The organism is Streptomyces sporangiiformans, assembly GCF_005768555.2.
GTDB classification, from domain to species: Bacteria; Actinomycetota; Actinomycetes; order Streptomycetales; family Streptomycetaceae; genus Streptomyces; species Streptomyces sporangiiformans.
Window position 1 is genome coordinate 1 of the sequence record NZ_VCHX02000296.1, and the last position, 15499, is coordinate 15499.

15 protein-coding genes are annotated in these 15499 nt (G+C 71.3%); 11 read left to right on the plus strand and 4 right to left on the minus strand.

Annotation, left to right across the window (positions count from 1 at the left end):
* Positions 1-112 precede the first annotated feature (112 nt).
* Positions 113-1027, minus strand: a complete 915-nt coding sequence (locus tag FGD71_RS37125) for a LysR family transcriptional regulator (RefSeq protein WP_119104950.1) — start codon at positions 1025-1027, stop codon at positions 113-115.
* A 206-nt stretch (positions 1028-1233) separates the two neighbouring features.
* Between FGD71_RS37125 and FGD71_RS37130 the strand changes: the two genes are divergently transcribed.
* Together FGD71_RS37130 and FGD71_RS37135 are read left to right on the plus strand one after the other, a co-directional pair.
* Positions 1234-2142: a CoA transferase subunit A gene (locus tag FGD71_RS37130; protein WP_119104961.1), complete on the plus strand. Its 909-nt coding sequence runs from the start codon at positions 1234-1236 to the stop codon at positions 2140-2142.
* A 61-nt stretch (positions 2143-2203) separates the two neighbouring features.
* Entirely contained in the window at positions 2204-2977 is a 774-nt protein-coding gene (locus FGD71_RS37135; protein ID WP_119104951.1) for a CoA-transferase subunit beta, read from the plus strand.
* An 82-nt stretch (positions 2978-3059) separates the two neighbouring features.
* On the opposite strand, the gene FGD71_RS37140 is transcribed toward FGD71_RS37135, so the two are convergent.
* The 3 genes from FGD71_RS37140 to FGD71_RS37150 form a co-directional block, all read right to left on the minus strand.
* Complete coding sequence (locus FGD71_RS37140) at positions 3060-4250, minus strand: multidrug effflux MFS transporter (RefSeq protein ID WP_205571186.1); 1191 nt, start codon at positions 4248-4250, stop codon at positions 3060-3062.
* 97 nt (positions 4251-4347) lie between these two features.
* Complete coding sequence (gene paaZ / locus FGD71_RS37145) at positions 4348-5943, minus strand: phenylacetic acid degradation bifunctional protein PaaZ (RefSeq protein ID WP_119104952.1); 1596 nt, start codon at positions 5941-5943, stop codon at positions 4348-4350.
* Positions 5944-6101: 158 nt separating this feature from the next.
* Positions 6102-7013, minus strand: coding sequence for a VOC family protein (locus FGD71_RS37150; protein WP_119104953.1), 912 nt, complete (start codon positions 7011-7013; stop codon positions 6102-6104).
* Positions 7014-7094: 81 nt separating this feature from the next.
* Here FGD71_RS37150 and FGD71_RS37155 point away from each other — a divergent pair, with 81 nt between their 5' ends.
* The 9 genes from FGD71_RS37155 (at position 7095) to FGD71_RS37195 (ending at position 15445) form a co-directional block, all read left to right on the plus strand.
* A complete protein-coding gene (locus tag FGD71_RS37155; RefSeq protein ID WP_119104954.1) occupies positions 7095-7679 on the plus strand; it encodes a carboxymuconolactone decarboxylase family protein in 585 nt (194 codons plus the stop codon).
* The gene (locus tag FGD71_RS37160) at positions 7676-8524 is read left to right on the plus strand and encodes a fumarylacetoacetate hydrolase family protein (RefSeq protein WP_119104955.1); all 849 of its coding nucleotides are present in this window, start codon (positions 7676-7678) and stop codon (positions 8522-8524) included. Before FGD71_RS37155 ends, FGD71_RS37160 begins: the two co-directional genes overlap by 4 nt.
* A 93-nt stretch (positions 8525-8617) precedes the next feature.
* On the plus strand, positions 8618-9160 hold the full coding sequence (locus FGD71_RS37165) for a MarR family winged helix-turn-helix transcriptional regulator (protein ID WP_240436959.1): 543 nt from the start codon (positions 8618-8620) through the stop codon (positions 9158-9160).
* 222 nt (positions 9161-9382) lie between these two features.
* Positions 9383-9913, plus strand: coding sequence for a cupin domain-containing protein (locus FGD71_RS37170; RefSeq protein ID WP_119104956.1), 531 nt, complete (start codon positions 9383-9385; stop codon positions 9911-9913).
* Complete coding sequence (locus FGD71_RS37175; protein ID WP_119104957.1) at positions 9910-11109, plus strand: cytochrome P450; 1200 nt, start codon at positions 9910-9912, stop codon at positions 11107-11109. The genes FGD71_RS37170 and FGD71_RS37175 overlap by 4 nt, the downstream gene beginning before the upstream one ends.
* Before the next feature lie 23 nt (positions 11110-11132).
* Positions 11133-11456, plus strand: a complete 324-nt coding sequence (locus tag FGD71_RS37180) for a 2Fe-2S iron-sulfur cluster-binding protein (RefSeq protein ID WP_119104958.1) — start codon at positions 11133-11135, stop codon at positions 11454-11456.
* The gene (locus FGD71_RS37185) at positions 11453-12703 is read left to right on the plus strand and encodes an NAD(P)/FAD-dependent oxidoreductase (RefSeq protein ID WP_119104959.1); all 1251 of its coding nucleotides are present in this window, start codon (positions 11453-11455) and stop codon (positions 12701-12703) included. The genes FGD71_RS37180 and FGD71_RS37185 overlap by 4 nt, the downstream gene beginning before the upstream one ends.
* Entirely contained in the window at positions 12700-14238 is a 1539-nt protein-coding gene (locus tag FGD71_RS37190; RefSeq protein ID WP_119104960.1) for a class I adenylate-forming enzyme family protein, read from the plus strand. The genes FGD71_RS37185 and FGD71_RS37190 overlap by 4 nt, the downstream gene beginning before the upstream one ends.
* 88 nt (positions 14239-14326) lie before the next feature.
* A complete protein-coding gene (locus FGD71_RS37195; protein WP_119104964.1) occupies positions 14327-15445 on the plus strand; it encodes an alcohol dehydrogenase catalytic domain-containing protein in 1119 nt (372 codons plus the stop codon).
* Positions 15446-15499 lie beyond the last annotated feature (54 nt).

The following is a 15499-nucleotide window of genomic DNA, read 5'->3' on the forward strand; positions in this document are numbered from 1 at the left end:
CAGCGGGGGTCTGGGGGCGCAGCCCCCAGGGACGGGGTCGAAGGGGCGGAGCCCCTGGGGGATGGGAATGGGTAGGGGCGGCGGGGGCGAAGAACCCAGGTCGCCGAACGGATCAGGACCCGCCTTCCGCAGCCCGGCCCGGCGAGGGCAGAACCCCTTCCGACACCTCCAGCACACTCCGCAGCGCGGCCGAGGGATTGTCCCGCCGCCACGCCAACGCCGTCCGCAGCACGACGGGTTCGCCCCGCAGCCTCCGGTACACCAGATCCGGCTGCTGGATGTGCATGCAGGAGGAGAGGGTGAGAGTGACACCGACCCCCGTGGCCACCATCGCCAGAATCGTGTACGAGTCCGGCGCCTCCTGCACGACGCGCGGATAGTGCCCCGCCCGCTCGCAGGCCTCGACCATGGCATCCCGCAGGCTGGACCCCGCGTTCGCGGGAAAGCTGACGAATGGCTCCCCCGCCAGATCGGCGACGTCGATCCGCTCCTGACCCGCGAGCCGATGGTCCGAGGGCAGCGCGCAGACCAGCTCCTCCTCGTAGATGACCCGCGAATCGACGAGCGGCTGGGTGGCCGGCAACCGTACGAAGCCGAGGTCGAGCGTGCCCTCCACGACCCGGTCGAGGGCACGGTTGCTGTACGTCTGGCCGTGCATGACGAGCTCGATGCCCGGATGGGCCGCCCGCACGGCCCGCGCGAGCCGCGGAATGGCGGAGTGGCTGGAAGCTCCGGCGAAGCCCACACTCACCCGCCCGAACTCACCGCGGCCCGCGGACTTCGCCGCTCGTACGGCGAGGTCCAGGTCCTCCAGCACCTGGCGCACCGGGCCCAGGAAGGAGTCGCCCGCACTGGTGAGCCGCACGGAGCGGGTGCTCCGCTCGAAGAGCTGGACGTCCAGTTCCTTCTCCAGCTGACGGATCTGCTGGCTGAGTGGCGGCTGGGCGATGTGCAGCCGCTTCGCCGCCCGGCCGAAGTGCAGTTCCTCGGCGACCGCGACGAAGGCGACGAGATGACGCAGTTCCACAGCGGCTCCCCAGAACCCCTTGACTTTTCTCTCTCCCGTCTCAAATTAACTCGAATTCGGTATTGGACTCAATCAATCCCCGCTGCCAGCGTAGGAGCGCACCGGTCGTCCGAGGATGAGGAGCCGTCATGGATACCCAGACCGACGCCACTGGCAGGACCACACGTGCCAGGACGACACCCGGCACGACCGCTCCCGACAAGACCATGTCCTTGCGGGACGCGATCGCCCGCTATGTCCACGACGGCGACACGGTCTGCGTAGAGGGCTTCACCCACCTCATCCCCACCGCGGCCGGCCACGAGATCATCCGCCAGGGCCGCCGCGGCCTCACCGTCGTCCGGATGACCGCGGACATCGTGGTGGACCAGATGCTCGCGGCGGACTGCGTCACCACACTGGTGTCGTCCTTCGTGGGCAACTCCTCGGCCGGCTCGCTCGGAGAGCTGCGCCGCCGCGTCGAGGACGGCCGGCTCACCTTCGAGGAGTACAGCCACTACGGCATGGTGTGCCGCTACCTCGCGGGAGCCCAGCGCCTGCCGTTCTACCCGCTGCGCTCCTACGGCGGCAGCGACCTGCCCCGCGTCAACGGCCAACTCCGCAAGGTGACTTCGCCGTATCCCGGACCGGACGGCGAACCGGAACACGTGTACGTGGTCCCACCCGTGAACCCGGACGTCACGATCGTGCACGCCCAGCGGGCGGACCGGTCCGGCAACACCCATGTGTGGGGGCTGACCGGGGTCCAGGCCGAGGCGGTGTACGCGGCCCGCACGGCGATCGTGGTCGTCGAGGAGATCGTCGACGCGTCGGTCGTCCGCTCCGACCCGAACCGGACGCTCATACCCGCCCACGCGGTGGACGCCGTGGTCGTCTGTCCGCGCGGCGCGCACCCGTCCTTCGCGCAGGGCTACTACGACCGCGACGGGGCCTTCTATCGCGAGTGGGCGCACATCAGCAAGGACCCGCGGCGGCTGGCCGCCTGGCTCGACGAGTGGGTGTACGGCACCGAGGACCACGCCGCGTACGTGTCGAAGCTCGGCCGTGACCACTGGGAACGCCTGGCGGTGGACGAGGCCCTGAGCATTCCCGTGGACTACGGCCGACGCCGCTGAGCGACGCTGCACACCGCGCCCCACCCAGCACGTCCCGTCCCGAGAAAGGCCCAGCCCCGTCATGACCGTCCCCGCGCTCGCCCCCACCTCCTCCGAAGTGCTCGCCGTCGTCGCCTCGCGCGAACTCGCCGGAAAGCGGACCGTCTTCGCCGGCATCGGCCTGCCCACCCTGGCCGCCTCCCTCGCCCATCTCACCGTCGCTCCCGGCCTGGAGGTCGTCTACGAGTCCGGGGTCTGCGGTGCCCACCCCTCCCATCTGCCGGAGACCATCGCGGACTCGGTGCTCATCACGGATGCCGAGGCCGTGATCTCCATGCCCGCCCTGTTCGGCTACGTGCTGCAGGGCGGCCACATCGACGTCGGGTTCCTCGGCGCCGCGCAGATCGACAGATGGGGCAACCTCAACTCGTCGGTGATCGGAGACTGGCACCGTCCCGATGTCCGGCTGCCCGGCTCGGGGGGTGCCATCGAGGTCATGGCCAACTCCCGTGAGGTCTTCGTGGTCATGCGCCGTCACGAGCCGCGCTCGCTCACCGACGCCCTGGACTTCTGCACCTCCCCCGGCCCGGACCGCGCACGGGCGGACGGCATCCGGCCGCGAGGCGCGGGCGTCACACGGGTCATCACCGAACTGGGCCTCCTGGCCCGTGGCGGCCCGGGCGAAGAACTCCGCCTGACCGCCGTCCACCCGGGTGTGACCGTGGACCAGGTGCGGGCCGCCACCGGCTGGGAACTGGATGTGGCCGACGGCCTCGCCGTCATCGAACCACCCACCATCGCGGAACTCCGCCTGCTGCGTGACACGGTCGACCCCGACCGGATCTATCTGCGCTGACCTGTCTGCGCTGACCTGTCTGCGCAGACCTACGGGTGCAGGTCAGTCCGAGTGAAGCCCGGCCCCCCGCGCGGGCCCGCGTTCAGGCAGGTTCGTCCCCCTGCCGGTCCGAGCGTGCCAGTGCCAGGACGGCCGATCCCGCCACCGTCGTCGAAGTGAGCATGGCCACGGCCATGGGGACGGCGGTGTCCTCACCGCCCAGCCCGACGAGCGGGGCGAGAACGGCTGCAAGGCCGAACTGCAAGGCCCCGAGGATCGCCGAAGCGCTGCCCGCCGCCTGTGGGGCACGGGCGACGGCGAGCGCCGTGGCGTTGGCGGCGACCAGCCCCAGGGACGAGACCGTCGCGAAGATCAGGGGTACGGCCACGGCGCGGACGAGCAGCCCCGTGCCGGCCAGGACGCAGAGCGCGGCGGCGAACACCGTCATCGCGGTGAGGCCGGTGCGCAGCAGGAACCGTATGCCGAAACGCCCGACGATCCTGCGGTTGACGGCGCTGGTGGCGGTGAAACCGAAGGCATTGACCGCCAGGGTCACCGCGTACCCTCCGACGGAGAAGCCGTAGACGTGCTGATAGACGAACGGCGATGCCGCGAGGTAGCTGTACAGCGCGCCGAACCCGAACCCGAAGGCGATGGCGTAGCCGAGGAACGGCCGGTCGGACAGGAGCGCGCCCGCGCTGCGGAAGGTGGTGGCGAGCCCTCCGCCGTGCCGTAGCTCACGGGGCAGGGTCTCGGGGACGAGGAGAAGCGCGCCGAGGAACATCAACGCCGCGAGTCCCGCCAGGACGAGGAAGATCCCGCGCCAGCCGACGGCGCCGACCAGCGCTCCGCCGGTCAGTGGGGCCAGTACGGGAGCCACCCCACCGATCACCATGAGCAGTGCGAACGCCCGGGCCGCCCCGGTCCCGCGCGCCCGGTCGCTGACCACGGCGCGCGCGATGACGATCCCCGCGGCTCCGCTGAAGCCCTGCAGGAAACGGGCGGCGACGAGCAGTTCGGCGGAGGGCGCCGCCGCGCAGAGCACTCCCGCCACCACGCTCACTGCGGTTCCGGTCAGCAGCGGGCGGCGCCGGCCCCAGCGGTCGGACAGCGATCCGGTGACGAGTTGCCCGAGGGCCAGGCCGGCCATGAACGCCGTCAGTGTCAGCTGGATGCCCACGGCCGAGGTGCGCAGCTCGCGTGTCATCCGTGGGAACGCCGACAGGTACATGTCCGTGGCCAGCGGGGCGACCGCGTAGGCAAGAGCCAGGGCGAGCAGCATCGGCGTCGGCACGTCGGCGCTCTGCTTCGAGGGGGTGCGCGGGGGCCGGCCGGCACGAGGGCTGGTCTGACTGCCCATCAGCTGCCGACACGAAGGACGGTTCCGGCCATCACGCGGTCTCCGCCGTTTCCGTGGGCGACGAGGACGGCGAGGACGGCGGCGGCGCAAGGGAGTCGAGGAGCCGCGGCGAGGCCTGGAGTGCGGTGCGCTGCATCAGGTCCACGACGCCGCGGGTGCCCGCCATCTCCGATCCTCCGCCGGCGCGGCCGGGTCCGCCGTGCCTGAGGGCGGGCAGCGGCGATCCGTGTCCCGTGGTCTGGTTCATGTTCGTCGTGTCCAGCAGGTGCAGCCGCCCGTGCCAGGGTGCCGCCTCCCGGACGAAGGCGGCCGTCCAGGCGAGGTCGTCGCCGACCACGGAGGCGGCGAGGCTGCCGCGGCCGCGCGCCAGCAGGTCCGTGGCGTGCCGCGTGTCGCGGTAGGCCAGCACGGTCGCGGCCGGTCCGAAGGGTTCGACCTCGTGGGGCGCCGCGGCTTCGGGGTCGGCGGAGATCAGGAGGGTGTCCAGAAAGGCCCCGCGCTCGGGGTCGGCGCCGACGACCCGCACCTTGTCGGGGTCGCCGTGCACGAAACGGCCGGACTCCGCGATCCGGCGGACGGACCGGCGTACGTCCTCGCGTTGCGCGAGACTGACGACCGCTCCCATCCGGACGCCCTCCGCGGCGGGATTGCCGATGGTCACCCCGGTCAGTTCGGAGGAGATCGCGTCCAGCGCCGCGAGTTCGTGCTCCCGGGGGACGAGGACGCGTCGGATCGCCGTGCACTTCTGGCCCGCCTTGACCGTCATCTCGGTCACCACCTCGCGTACGAACGCCGCGAACAGCGGTGACCCCGGCCGTACATCCGGGGCCAGGACGATGGCGTTGACGGAGTCCGCCTCCGCGTTGAACCGGACGGAGCGGGACACCAGGTTCGGGTGTGTGCGCAGCACCTCGGCGGTGGCGGCCGAGCCGGTGAAGGAGAGCACGTCCTGTTCCCGGAGGAGGTCGAGCGCGGGCCGCACCGATCCCACGACCAACTGCAGCGTCCCCGGCGGGAGCACACCGGCCTCGGTGACGATCCGCACGAGACGCTCGGTGAGGTACGCGGTCGGGGTGGCCGGCTTCACCACGGTGGGCAGGCCCGCCAGCACCGCCTGCGCCAGCTTCTCCAGTGGGGCCCACACGGGGAAGTTGAAGGCGTTCACCTGGAGCATCAGACCTGGGGACGGCGTGCAGAGGTGGACGCCCAGGAAGTCCTCGCCACGCGCCAGGCGTTCGGCGGGCCCCTCGACCAGGAACGGCGCGTTCGGCAGCTCGGCCCGGGCGCGGGTGGAGGAGTCCCGCAGGACGCGGATGCCGCCGTCGATGTCGTACCGGGCGTCCGTCAGGGTGGCGCCGGCACGTGCCGACAGCGCGTAGAGCTCCTCGCGGCGGGCGCGGACGGCCGCCGCCACCGCGTCCAGGAGGTCGGCTCGCTGATGGAAGGTCAGGTCGCGCAGTGCCGGGCCGCCGACGCGCCGCGCGTGGTCGAACGCCCCCGCGAGGTCGAGTCCTTGGGAGGAGACACGGCAGACCAGTTCTCCGGTGACCGCGTCGCGTACGTCGTCCGCCGTTTCGGGCGTTGCCGTGGGAGCGACCCACGTGTCCTGCAGATGACTCTGGAGCATGGGGTGCGGACCCGCTTTCGGGGAAAGGGCCGCCTCGAGGGTGGTCGAGACGGGACAGGCGATACGGGACAGGCAATACGGGACTGGCAATACGGGACTGGCGATCGGGACAGACGATCGGCGCAGCCAAGACAGAACGCGCTGGAACCGGCGGGCCGTTACCCGACCGGGTGGTGGCCCCAGATGTCGGCGGTGTAGGTGCGGCTCACCCAGGTTTCCTCGTCGACCTGCACACCGCCCGCGCCGATCTCGATGCCGAATCCGGCCGGGGAGGTCATGTAGAAGGAGAACATCCCGTCATTGGCGTGCTTGCCGAGCGTGGCCATGAGCGGCACCTCGTGCTCGCGGGTCCGGTCCAGTGCCCGGCCCACATCCTCCGGCGTGGTCACCTCGCACAGGATGTGGTGGGTGCCCTCGTTCTTGTACGACCGGATGAAGGCGACGCTGTGGTGCCTGGGATTGCAGCCCAGGAAGTAGAAGGTGCCCCACGGGTAGTCGGCGGTGTCGCTGAGCCGGAACCCCAGGACGTCGCAGTAGAAGTCCACCGCGTCCTGCACGTGCGGTGTCTTCATGACCACGTGGCCGAGCCCCTGGTCCCCGGTCACGAAGTCGACGCCGAGAGGGGAGACGAACTGGCCGGCCGCCAGACGACGGCCGCAGAACAGTTCGGTGCGGATGCCCAGCGGGCCGGAGAAGTGCACCATCCGGGCCACCTGCCGGTCCTGGCACTCCTCGTCCGTGCCGACGGACACGTCGATGCCCGCCTCCTTCAGACGGACCGTCATCTCGTCGATCGCCGACCCGTCGCGGACCTCCCATCCGATGACGGTCACGCCACCGGTCCGGGCCGGGGTCAGCCACATCCGGAACGGGTGCTGGTCCATGCGAAGGCGGTAACTCACCGGATTCCCGGGGGTGATGGCGCAATCCCCGGCAGGAGCGGCGGTGTCCCCGGCGGGAGCGGAACCCGCCGGCTCGACCGCGAGGCCGATCACGTCGCGAGCGTACGCGGCCCACGCCGACGGGTCGGGGGTGCCTATACCGAGGTAGCCAAGGCTCTGGATCGTCATGGCCGCAACCGTATTTGTCAAAGCCTTGACGGTCAAGATTCGTACCAATACGGTGGCGCCATCGAGACGAGGAGATCTCCGATGCCCGAGAAAACCCGCGTACTGCCGGTCGACGAGGCCGGCCTGCAGGAGAAGACGCTGGCGTCGCTGGCGCCGTACCGCGACCAGGACGGCCGGATCTACACGATCTGGGCCACGCTGGCGCACCACGAGGACGCACTGCGCCGCTTCCTCGTCTTCAGCAACCACGTACTGGGCAAGAACACCCTGCCGCTCAAGTCCAGGGAGCTGATGATCCTGCGGATCGCCGCCCGCGCCCAGGCGGCGTACGAGTGGGACCAGCACGTGCGCATCGCCCGCCGCGCGGGCCTGAGCGACGAGACGATCCTCGACGCCGCGACCGGCGCGTGGGACAAACTCGACGCGCTCGACCAGATCCTGCTCGCCGCGACCGACTCGCTCATCGACCGCCAGGGCGTGGACGACGAGCTGTGGGACCGGCTCCAGGCGGAGCTGGGCGTCGAGCAGGTCATCGACGTCCTCTACACCGTCGGGCAGTACCTCACCATCGCCACGGTCATCAACACCCTCGGCGTCCGGACGGAGGGCGAGCTCGCGCTCGGCCTGCCCCGCGTCGAGGCCGCCCAGAAGGAAGCACACGCATGAAGCTCGCCAACCTCGCCGGCCGTCCCGTCGTCGTGCGCGAGGACCGCGCCCTGGACATCGCCACCGCCAGCAAGGGAGCGATCGAGCCGCGCCTCGACGTACTGTCCGACCTCTCTCTCCACGACGAGCTGCGCACCCTCGCCGAGCGGGCGGCGGAAGCGGACTGGCAGGTCTTCGAGCCCCGTGACCTGGGCCGTGTCTCCCGCCCGTACAAGGCGATCGGGGTCGCGCTCAACTACCGCGAGCACGCCGAGGAGTCCAACCTCCCCATCCCCGACGAGCCGTCGGTGTTCGCCAAGTTCGCCACCTCCGTGATCGGGCCCTACGACTCCGTCGTGGTACCGGCCGGCTACGACAAGGTGGACTTCGAGGCGGAGGTCGTGGTGGTCATCGGCAGGACCGGCAAGGACATCTCCGAGGCCGACGCCTGGTCGTACGTGGCGGGTGTCACCGCCGGTCAGGACATCAGCGACCGCAAGGAGCAGTGGCGCAAGCCGATCAACCAGTTCACGCTGCCGAAGTCGTACGACACCTTCAGCCCGATCGGGCCCTTCCTCGTGACCCTCGACGAGTTCGACGACCCCGACGACATCGAGGTGGCCGGCTGGGTCGACGACCTCGAGGTGCAGCGGGGCCGCACCTCGGACCTCATCTTCAGTGTTCCGCAGCTGATCGCCTGGCTGTCGAAGCGGGTGACGTTCGAGCCGGGCGACCTGATCTTCACCGGTACCCCCGCCGGCTGCGGCGTCCGCCGCACCCCACGGCTGTACCTGGACGAGGGTAAGGTCCTGCGGACCGAGGTCACGGGCGTGGGCACTATGGTCAACCCGGTCATCGCCGGCTGACACGGCACGGCCCGGGCGTACAGGCAGCAAGGCCCGTCCGGCCGCGGACATCGTCCGGCCGGGCAGAGGGGCCGGACAGAAGGGTGGGAGATCGTGACGGACACAGTGCGCGGATCGGAGGCCACGAGCCTGCACCGGACCCGGGAGCTCTCGGAGCTGCTGCGCCACCACCACCGCGAGCTCGGAACCACCGACCCCAAGGTGCTCGACGCGATCGAGATGGTCACCGATCTCACCCGCCTCGAAGCGCGGCTGATCAAGGACTTCGAGCGGCATGTGCACCGGCCACTCGGCCTGACCTGGGCGGGCTTCCGGATCCTGAACGCCCTGTGGGCCTATGACGGGCTCGCCCAGCAGGACATCGGACGGGTCTCCGGCTCCACCCGGGCCAGCATCTCCAGTGCGCTTACCACGCTGGAGAATCGCGGGCTCGTCACGCGCCGGCGCGTCGAAACCGACCGCCGCCAGCTGATCGTCGAACTCACACCGGAGGGCCGCGAGACACTGCGTCGCGCCATCGAGGCCCAGACCCGCCGTGAGCAGGCCTGGACCGCCGTACTGCGCGAGGACCAGATGAGTGAGCTGGTGCACCTGCTGCGTACGCTCGTCAACCAGGAGACCCCGCCCGTGGACTGACCGTCCACCGGACTGCCCCTCCACCGGACTGCCCCTCCACTGGACCGACCCTCCCCGCGAGGCCCGCCCCGGACGTATGCCCCCGTATCCGGCGGCATCGACATCGCAAAAATCGTCAGTACCTTTACTGTCACAGCTCTGACGTTTTCGGCCGCGAGCGCTTTAAGGTCTCAGCCACCGTCACACGTGACGCCCCCCGGTAGTTTCTCAAAGGAGAGAACAATGGTCCGCCGTGTCGTCACCGGTATCAGCGCCAGCGGCAAGCCCGTCGTCGTCAGCGACGGCGAGCCGCCCCGCACCCGTCAGTACACCCACACCCCGGGCTTCGCGAACTCCCTGGTGTGGAGCACGGCGGCGCCCGCCGCCCCCTCCGCCGACCCGACGGCGGCCATACGGTCCTGGGTGCCGGGACCCGGCGAAACGATAGCTCTGACCGTCACTTTCCCGCCGGCGAGTGTCTACGCCGACCCCAGCTTCAACCCGGCCGCCGCGGGGGCCGAGCAGCTGGAGGCCACCCCGGGGCTCGCCGAGCTCTTCGAGCCCGACGCACCCGGCATGCACACCACCCCCACCGTGGACTACGGAGTGGTCCTGCAGGGCGAGATCGTCCTGGACCTCGACGGCGGGGAAGTCGCGACCCTGGGCCCCGGTGACATCGTCGTGCAGAACAGCACACGGCACGCCTGGCGCAACCCCGGTACCGAGCCCGCGACGGTCTTCTTCGTCCTGATAGGTGCGGGCGGGGCCTCGTGAGCGCCGTCACCACCGCGGCACCCGGCGCACCGGTCGTCGAGCTCGACCTCGCCGAGCTGCGGCGCGATCCGTACCCGGCGTACGCGCGGCTGCGGCGCCACGCCCCGCTGGCGTGGGTCCCCTCGATCGGTCGGCACCTGCTCACCCGGTACGACGACATCGTCCGTGCCGAGAAGCTGCCCGAGGTGTTCAGCTCACGGGAGGAGGGGTCACTGCTGCTGCGGGTCGTCGGGCCCAACATGCTCCGCGAGGACGACCCCCAGCACCGGCGGCTGCGCAGCGCGGCCGAGCCCCCCGCCCGCCCCCGCCAGGTCCGCGATCGGTGGGGCGAGGCGTTCGAGCGCAACGCGCGGCGGCTGCTCGACCGGATCGCCGGGCGCGGTGCGGCGGACCTCGTCGGGGACTTCGCGGAACCGCTCGTGGCGGCCAATCTGGCCCTCGTGCTGGGCCTGCGCAATGCGAGCGCCGACGATGTCGCCGCGTGGTCGCGGGCGATGATGGCCGGCAACAGCAACTACGCCGACGACCCCGGCGTATGGCAGCGCGCCGAAGAGGCCACCGCCGCCATCGACACGGCGGTGGCCGAGATGGCCGAGATCGCGCGACGCGAGCCCGACGGCTCGGTGATCTCCTCCATGGTCCACGCTGCCGAGCCGGTGGAGCTCGCCGAGATCCAGAACAACGTGAAGGTCATCATCGGCGGGGGCGTCAACGAGCCGCGTGATGTCTTCGGAGTGGGTGCGTGGGCGCTGCTGCGGCGTCCCGAGACGCTGAACCGGGTGCTGAAGGACCCGGCGGCCTGGAAGCGGGTGTTCGAGGAGACGGCCCGCTGGGTGTCCCCGATCGGCATGTACCCGCGCCAGCTCACCCAGGACTACGAGATCGCCGGGGTGCCCCTGCCCGCGGGCAGCCGGGTGGCGCTGGTGATCGGGTCGGGGAACCGGGACGAGTCCGTGTTCGACCGGGCCGACGAGTTCGACATCGACCGCCCCCACCAGCCGCATCTCGCCTTCGGCGGCGGTCCGCACTTCTGCATGGGCGCCTGGGTCGCCCGCCACGAGGTGAGCGCGATCGCCTGGCCCCTCGTGTTCGGCCGTCTCAAGGGACTCCGCCTCGCCGACAGCGCGGAGGACCGCCTGGAGGGCTGGGTGTTCCGGGGGCTCACCTCCCTCCATGTCACGTGGCAAGCAGCCTGAGCCGTCCCCACCAGGAGGACTTCATGCCAATCGTCATCTTCCAGTCGCCCGACGGCACCCAGCGCAAGGTCAGCGCCGCGTCCGGGACCGTCCTCATGCAGGCGGCCGTGTCGAACGACGTCGAGGGCATCGTCGCGGAATGCGGCGGCAACGCCGCCTGTGCCACCTGCCACGTCTACGTCGAGGCGACGCATGCCGAGCGGGTGGGGCCGCCCGGCGACGTCGAGGACGAGATGCTGGACTTCACCGCCGCCGAACGCCGCCCCACCAGTCGGCTCAGCTGCCAGATCGAGCTCTCCGACGCACTCGACGGGCTGGTCGTCCAGGTGCCCGAGGAGCAGGTATGAGCGGCGGATCATCCGGGGCCGGCGTGGTCGTCGTCGGCGGCGGACAGGCCGGGTTCAGCGTGGTCTCCACCCTGCGGAACGCCGGGTACGAGGCCCCGGTCACGGTGCTCGCCGAAGAGCGGCACCTGCCGTACCAGCGGCCGCCGCTGTCCAAGAAGCTCCACACCGAGCCGGAGGACATCCGCGCCGGCCTGGTGCCGGAGTCCTTCTACCGCGAGCGGAACATCGACCTGCGCCTGGGAGACGACGCGACGGCGATCGACACCGCCGCGCGCACGGTCAGCACCCGCACGGGCGCGCGTGTCCCCTATGACCACCTGGTACTGGCGACCGGCGCACGCAACCGGCCGCTGCCCGTCCCCGGTGCCGAACTGGACGGCGTACACGCGCTGCGCTCGATCCCCGACGCCCTGACGATCGGACGGGCGCTCGCGGCGGCGCGCGACGTGGTCGTCGTGGGCGGCGGATTCATCGGGCTCGAACTGGCGCAGGTCGCCGTCACTCACGGTGCCCGGGTGACCGTGGTCGAGCTGGCCGACCGGCTGCTGAGCCGCGCCGTCTCCCCGCAACTCCAGGAGCATCTGCGGGAGCGACACGAGCGCGGCGGCGTCAGGATCCTCACCTCGACGGCCGTACGGTCGATCGAAGGCGCGGGCCGCGTGCGCGAGGTCGTCACCGACCAGGGTGTCCTGCCCGCCGACCTGGTCGTCTACGGCATCGGAGCGGCTCCCCGGGACGAACTCGCGCGGGACGCGGGCCTGGCCGTGGACGACGGAGTCGTGGTGGACGCGCACCTGCGCTCGGTCACCGACCCCCGGGTCTCCGCCGTCGGTGACTGCGCACGCCATCCGCACCCCCACGCGCACGGCCTGGTCCGGCTGGAGTCCGTGCAGAACGCGACCGACCAGGGGGCGCTGGTCGGCCGGCGTATCGCCGGCTCCCCCGCCCCGTACGAAAGCCTGCCGTGGTTCTGGAGCGATCAGGGCGCCGTCAAACTGCAGATCGCCGGGCTCCGCGCGAGCACCGACGAGGTGCACATGGTGCCGGGCGACTCGCCGGAACGGCTGGCCGCGTACGCCTTCCGCGACGACCGGCTGGTGGCCGTGGAGACGTTGAACTGGCCCGCCGAGCACCTGGCGGCCCGTCGGCTGCTGGAGCGTCGGGTGCCGGTGCGTACGGCCGATCTCGTGGGATCCACTCTCGGCGCCCTCGCGCGCGCCAGACGCACGTCGGAGGTACGGACATGAGCGCGGCATCCACGGCCCCGGCCGGGGCGGACACCTGGTTCGGCGCCCACCTCGTGGCGAGCGCCGCCGAGGTTCCCTCCCGGGTCGCCCTGGTCTTCACGGACCGGTCGTGGACGTACGCGGAGCTGGAGCTGGCGATCCGGCGCACCGTCGCCCGCCTCGAGAAGGCCGGGGTACGCGGCGGCGACCGCGTCGTGATGCAGGGGGCCGCCCGGCCCGAGGCGCTCATCACGCTGTTCGCCGTGACCAGGATGGGAGCCGTCCTCGTCCCCGTCCATCCTCAGGTGACCGGCGGCGAACTCGCCGTCGTCTGCGAGGAGACGGCGCCGCGCGCCGTCGTCGCCGACGAGGGCTTCTGGGAGCACCGACCGGCCGTGGCCGCCGACTCCGCCCCTTCCGCCCCGCTTCGCCTGACCTGGGACGACTTGCGCCCCGGGGACGGGCCGTCCGCCGCCGTCGCCGAAGGGCTCCACGTCGAGCCCCCGGCCGGCTCGGACATCGCGGTCATCGCCTTCACCTCCGGAACCTCGGGCCGTCCCAAGGGCGTCGCGCTGACGCACGACAACCTGCACTGGAGCATGGTGGCCGGGCTGTCCCGGCTGCCCGTCGGCGAGGACGACGTCGCCCTCGTCGCCACACCGCTGGCCCATGTCGCCGTACTGGGCGGACTTCCCCAGTGCACCTGGGCACGTCGCGGGACCGTGGTACTGGCCCCGAAGTTCGACGCAGGCCTGTTCATCGACCTCGTCCGTGACCACGGCGTCACCTGCGCCTTCGCCGTGCCCGCCATGGCGGCCCTGCTGGCCCGCCACCCCCGCTTCGGCGACGGCGGCCTGAACACGTTGCGGTGGGTGCTCTCCGGAGGAGCACCCGTCCAGACGGCGACCAGGGCACGGCTCGACGAGCGCGGAATCGGTGTGGTCAACTCCTTCGGCCTGACGGAGACCAGCGCCGGCGTGACGTACTCCGCGCTCGACGCGGCGGGTGAACCACCGACCTCGGCGGGGCGTCCCGCGCCCGGCGTCGAACTGCGCGTCGTGGACGAGGCCGGGTCGCCCGCCCCCGTGGAAGCCCCGGGCGAGATCTGGGTACGAGGGCCGTCGGTCGCGTCCTCGTACTGGACCCCCACCGGACCTCGGTCCACCACCGACCCCGACGGCTGGTTCCACACCGGAGACCGGGGGCGGATCGACGCACAGGGCCGGCTGGAGGTCGTCGGACGCGTCAAGGACACCATCATCACCGGCGGCGAGAACGTCGACCCCGCCGAGGTCGAGAACGCGCTGACCGACCTCCCGGGTGTTGTGGAGGTCGCGGTCTCCGGAGCGCCGGACCCTGTCTGGGGAGAGGTCGTGACCGCCTTCCTGGTCACGACCGACGGCGAACCGTCCCTGGACGACCTCCGCGACCACCTCGACGGCCGGCTCGCCCGGCACAAGTGGCCCCGGCGCCTTTGCGTCGTACCGGCCCTGCCCCGCGGAGCGACCGGGAAGCTGCAGCGGGCGCGGCTGACGGCCCTGCTCCACAACGACTGATCCAGTTCGGTCAGTTCAACCTTCACCACCCGAGATGCGGGCCGGCGTCACCGGTGGCATCTCCATCACCCACACCCAAGGAGAGGCCATGACTGCGACCATGCGCGCCGCGCGGATGCACCACGTCGGCGAGCCGATGAAGCTCGAGGAGCTCCCGATCCCCGAGCCGGGACCCGGTGACGTCCGGGTGACCGTCCACGCCGTCAACATCGTCCCGAACCTCGCCAACATCCTGAACATGTGGACGACGTGGTTCCCGCACAGCCCCCTGCCGACCCTTCCGGCGGTCTTCGGGCTCGACCCGGCCGGAGTGGTCGAGTCCGTGGGCGAGGGCGTCCAGGCGTTCAAGCCGGGCGACCGGGTGTACGTCAACCCGGGCCGTTCCTGCGGGTCGTGCCGGTCGTGCCGCAACGGCGACTCGATCAACTGCGCCAGCTACGCCTTCGCCGGATATTTCGGCTTCTCCGCCACCGCGATCGACCTGCTGGACCGCTACCAGGGCGGCCTGGCCGAGTACATGGTGGCGCCCGCCCACTCCCTGGTGAAGCTGCCCGACTCGCTGTCCTTCAACGCCGCGGCCCGCTTCGGCTACCTCGGCACCATGTACTCCGCGCTCCGCAAGGCCGGTGCCGGTCCGGGCAAGACGATCCTGATCAACGGCATCAGCGGCACCCTCGGCATCGGCGCGGCGCTCCTCGCGCCCGCACTCGGCCTGACGCACGTGTACGGCACCGGCCGCGACCAGGGACTGCTCGACCAGGTCGCCAAGCTCGGGAACGGCCGACTGCGCCTGCACTCCCTCAACGACGGTCCGGTCGACGACTGGGTGCGCGAGGAGACGGACGGCTACGGCGCCGACATCTACATCGACGCGCTCGGCCCGGGCGCACCGCACGAGACGTTCCTCGCCGGCATGCGTGCGATGGCGCGCGGGGGCATCGCGGTGAACATCGGCGCCGTCGCCGGCGATCTGCCCATCGACATCCACCGGATGATGGACCAGCAGCTGCGGCTGATCGGTTCGGCGTGGTTCACCTCCGGCGAGGGCCAGGCCATGGCCGACATGGTGGAGGGCGGCCTCCTCGACCTCGGGCCGCTGGAGCACCAGGTGTTCCCGCTGGAGCAGGTCAACGACGCCATCGGCGGAATCGCCCAACGCAACGGCGGCTTCAGCAACTTCATCATCAGCCCGACGGCCACCTCCTGAGCGGGGCGACTTCGGCCGGTGCACGAAGGGGCCGGGCGGCCGCGGCCGCCCGGC

Coding starts and splice junctions, on each gene's coding strand:
- FGD71_RS37130 (WP_119104961.1), top strand. CDS start 1,234: ATGTCCTTGCGGGACGCGATCGCCCGCTATGTCCACGACGGCGACACG.
- FGD71_RS37135 (WP_119104951.1), top strand. CDS start 2,204: ATGACCGTCCCCGCGCTCGCCCCCACCTCCTCCGAAGTGCTCGCCGTC.
- paaZ (WP_119104952.1), bottom strand. CDS start 5,943: ATGCTCCAGAGTCATCTGCAGGACACGTGGGTCGCTCCCACGGCAACG.
- FGD71_RS37150 (WP_119104953.1), bottom strand. CDS start 7,013: ATGACGATCCAGAGCCTTGGCTACCTCGGTATAGGCACCCCCGACCCG.
- FGD71_RS37155 (WP_119104954.1), top strand. CDS start 7,095: ATGCCCGAGAAAACCCGCGTACTGCCGGTCGACGAGGCCGGCCTGCAG.
- FGD71_RS37160 (WP_119104955.1), top strand. CDS start 7,676: ATGAAGCTCGCCAACCTCGCCGGCCGTCCCGTCGTCGTGCGCGAGGAC.
- FGD71_RS37170 (WP_119104956.1), top strand. CDS start 9,383: ATGGTCCGCCGTGTCGTCACCGGTATCAGCGCCAGCGGCAAGCCCGTC.
- FGD71_RS37180 (WP_119104958.1), top strand. CDS start 11,133: ATGCCAATCGTCATCTTCCAGTCGCCCGACGGCACCCAGCGCAAGGTC.
- FGD71_RS37185 (WP_119104959.1), top strand. CDS start 11,453: ATGAGCGGCGGATCATCCGGGGCCGGCGTGGTCGTCGTCGGCGGCGGA.
- FGD71_RS37190 (WP_119104960.1), top strand. CDS start 12,700: ATGAGCGCGGCATCCACGGCCCCGGCCGGGGCGGACACCTGGTTCGGC.
- FGD71_RS37195 (WP_119104964.1), top strand. CDS start 14,327: ATGACTGCGACCATGCGCGCCGCGCGGATGCACCACGTCGGCGAGCCG.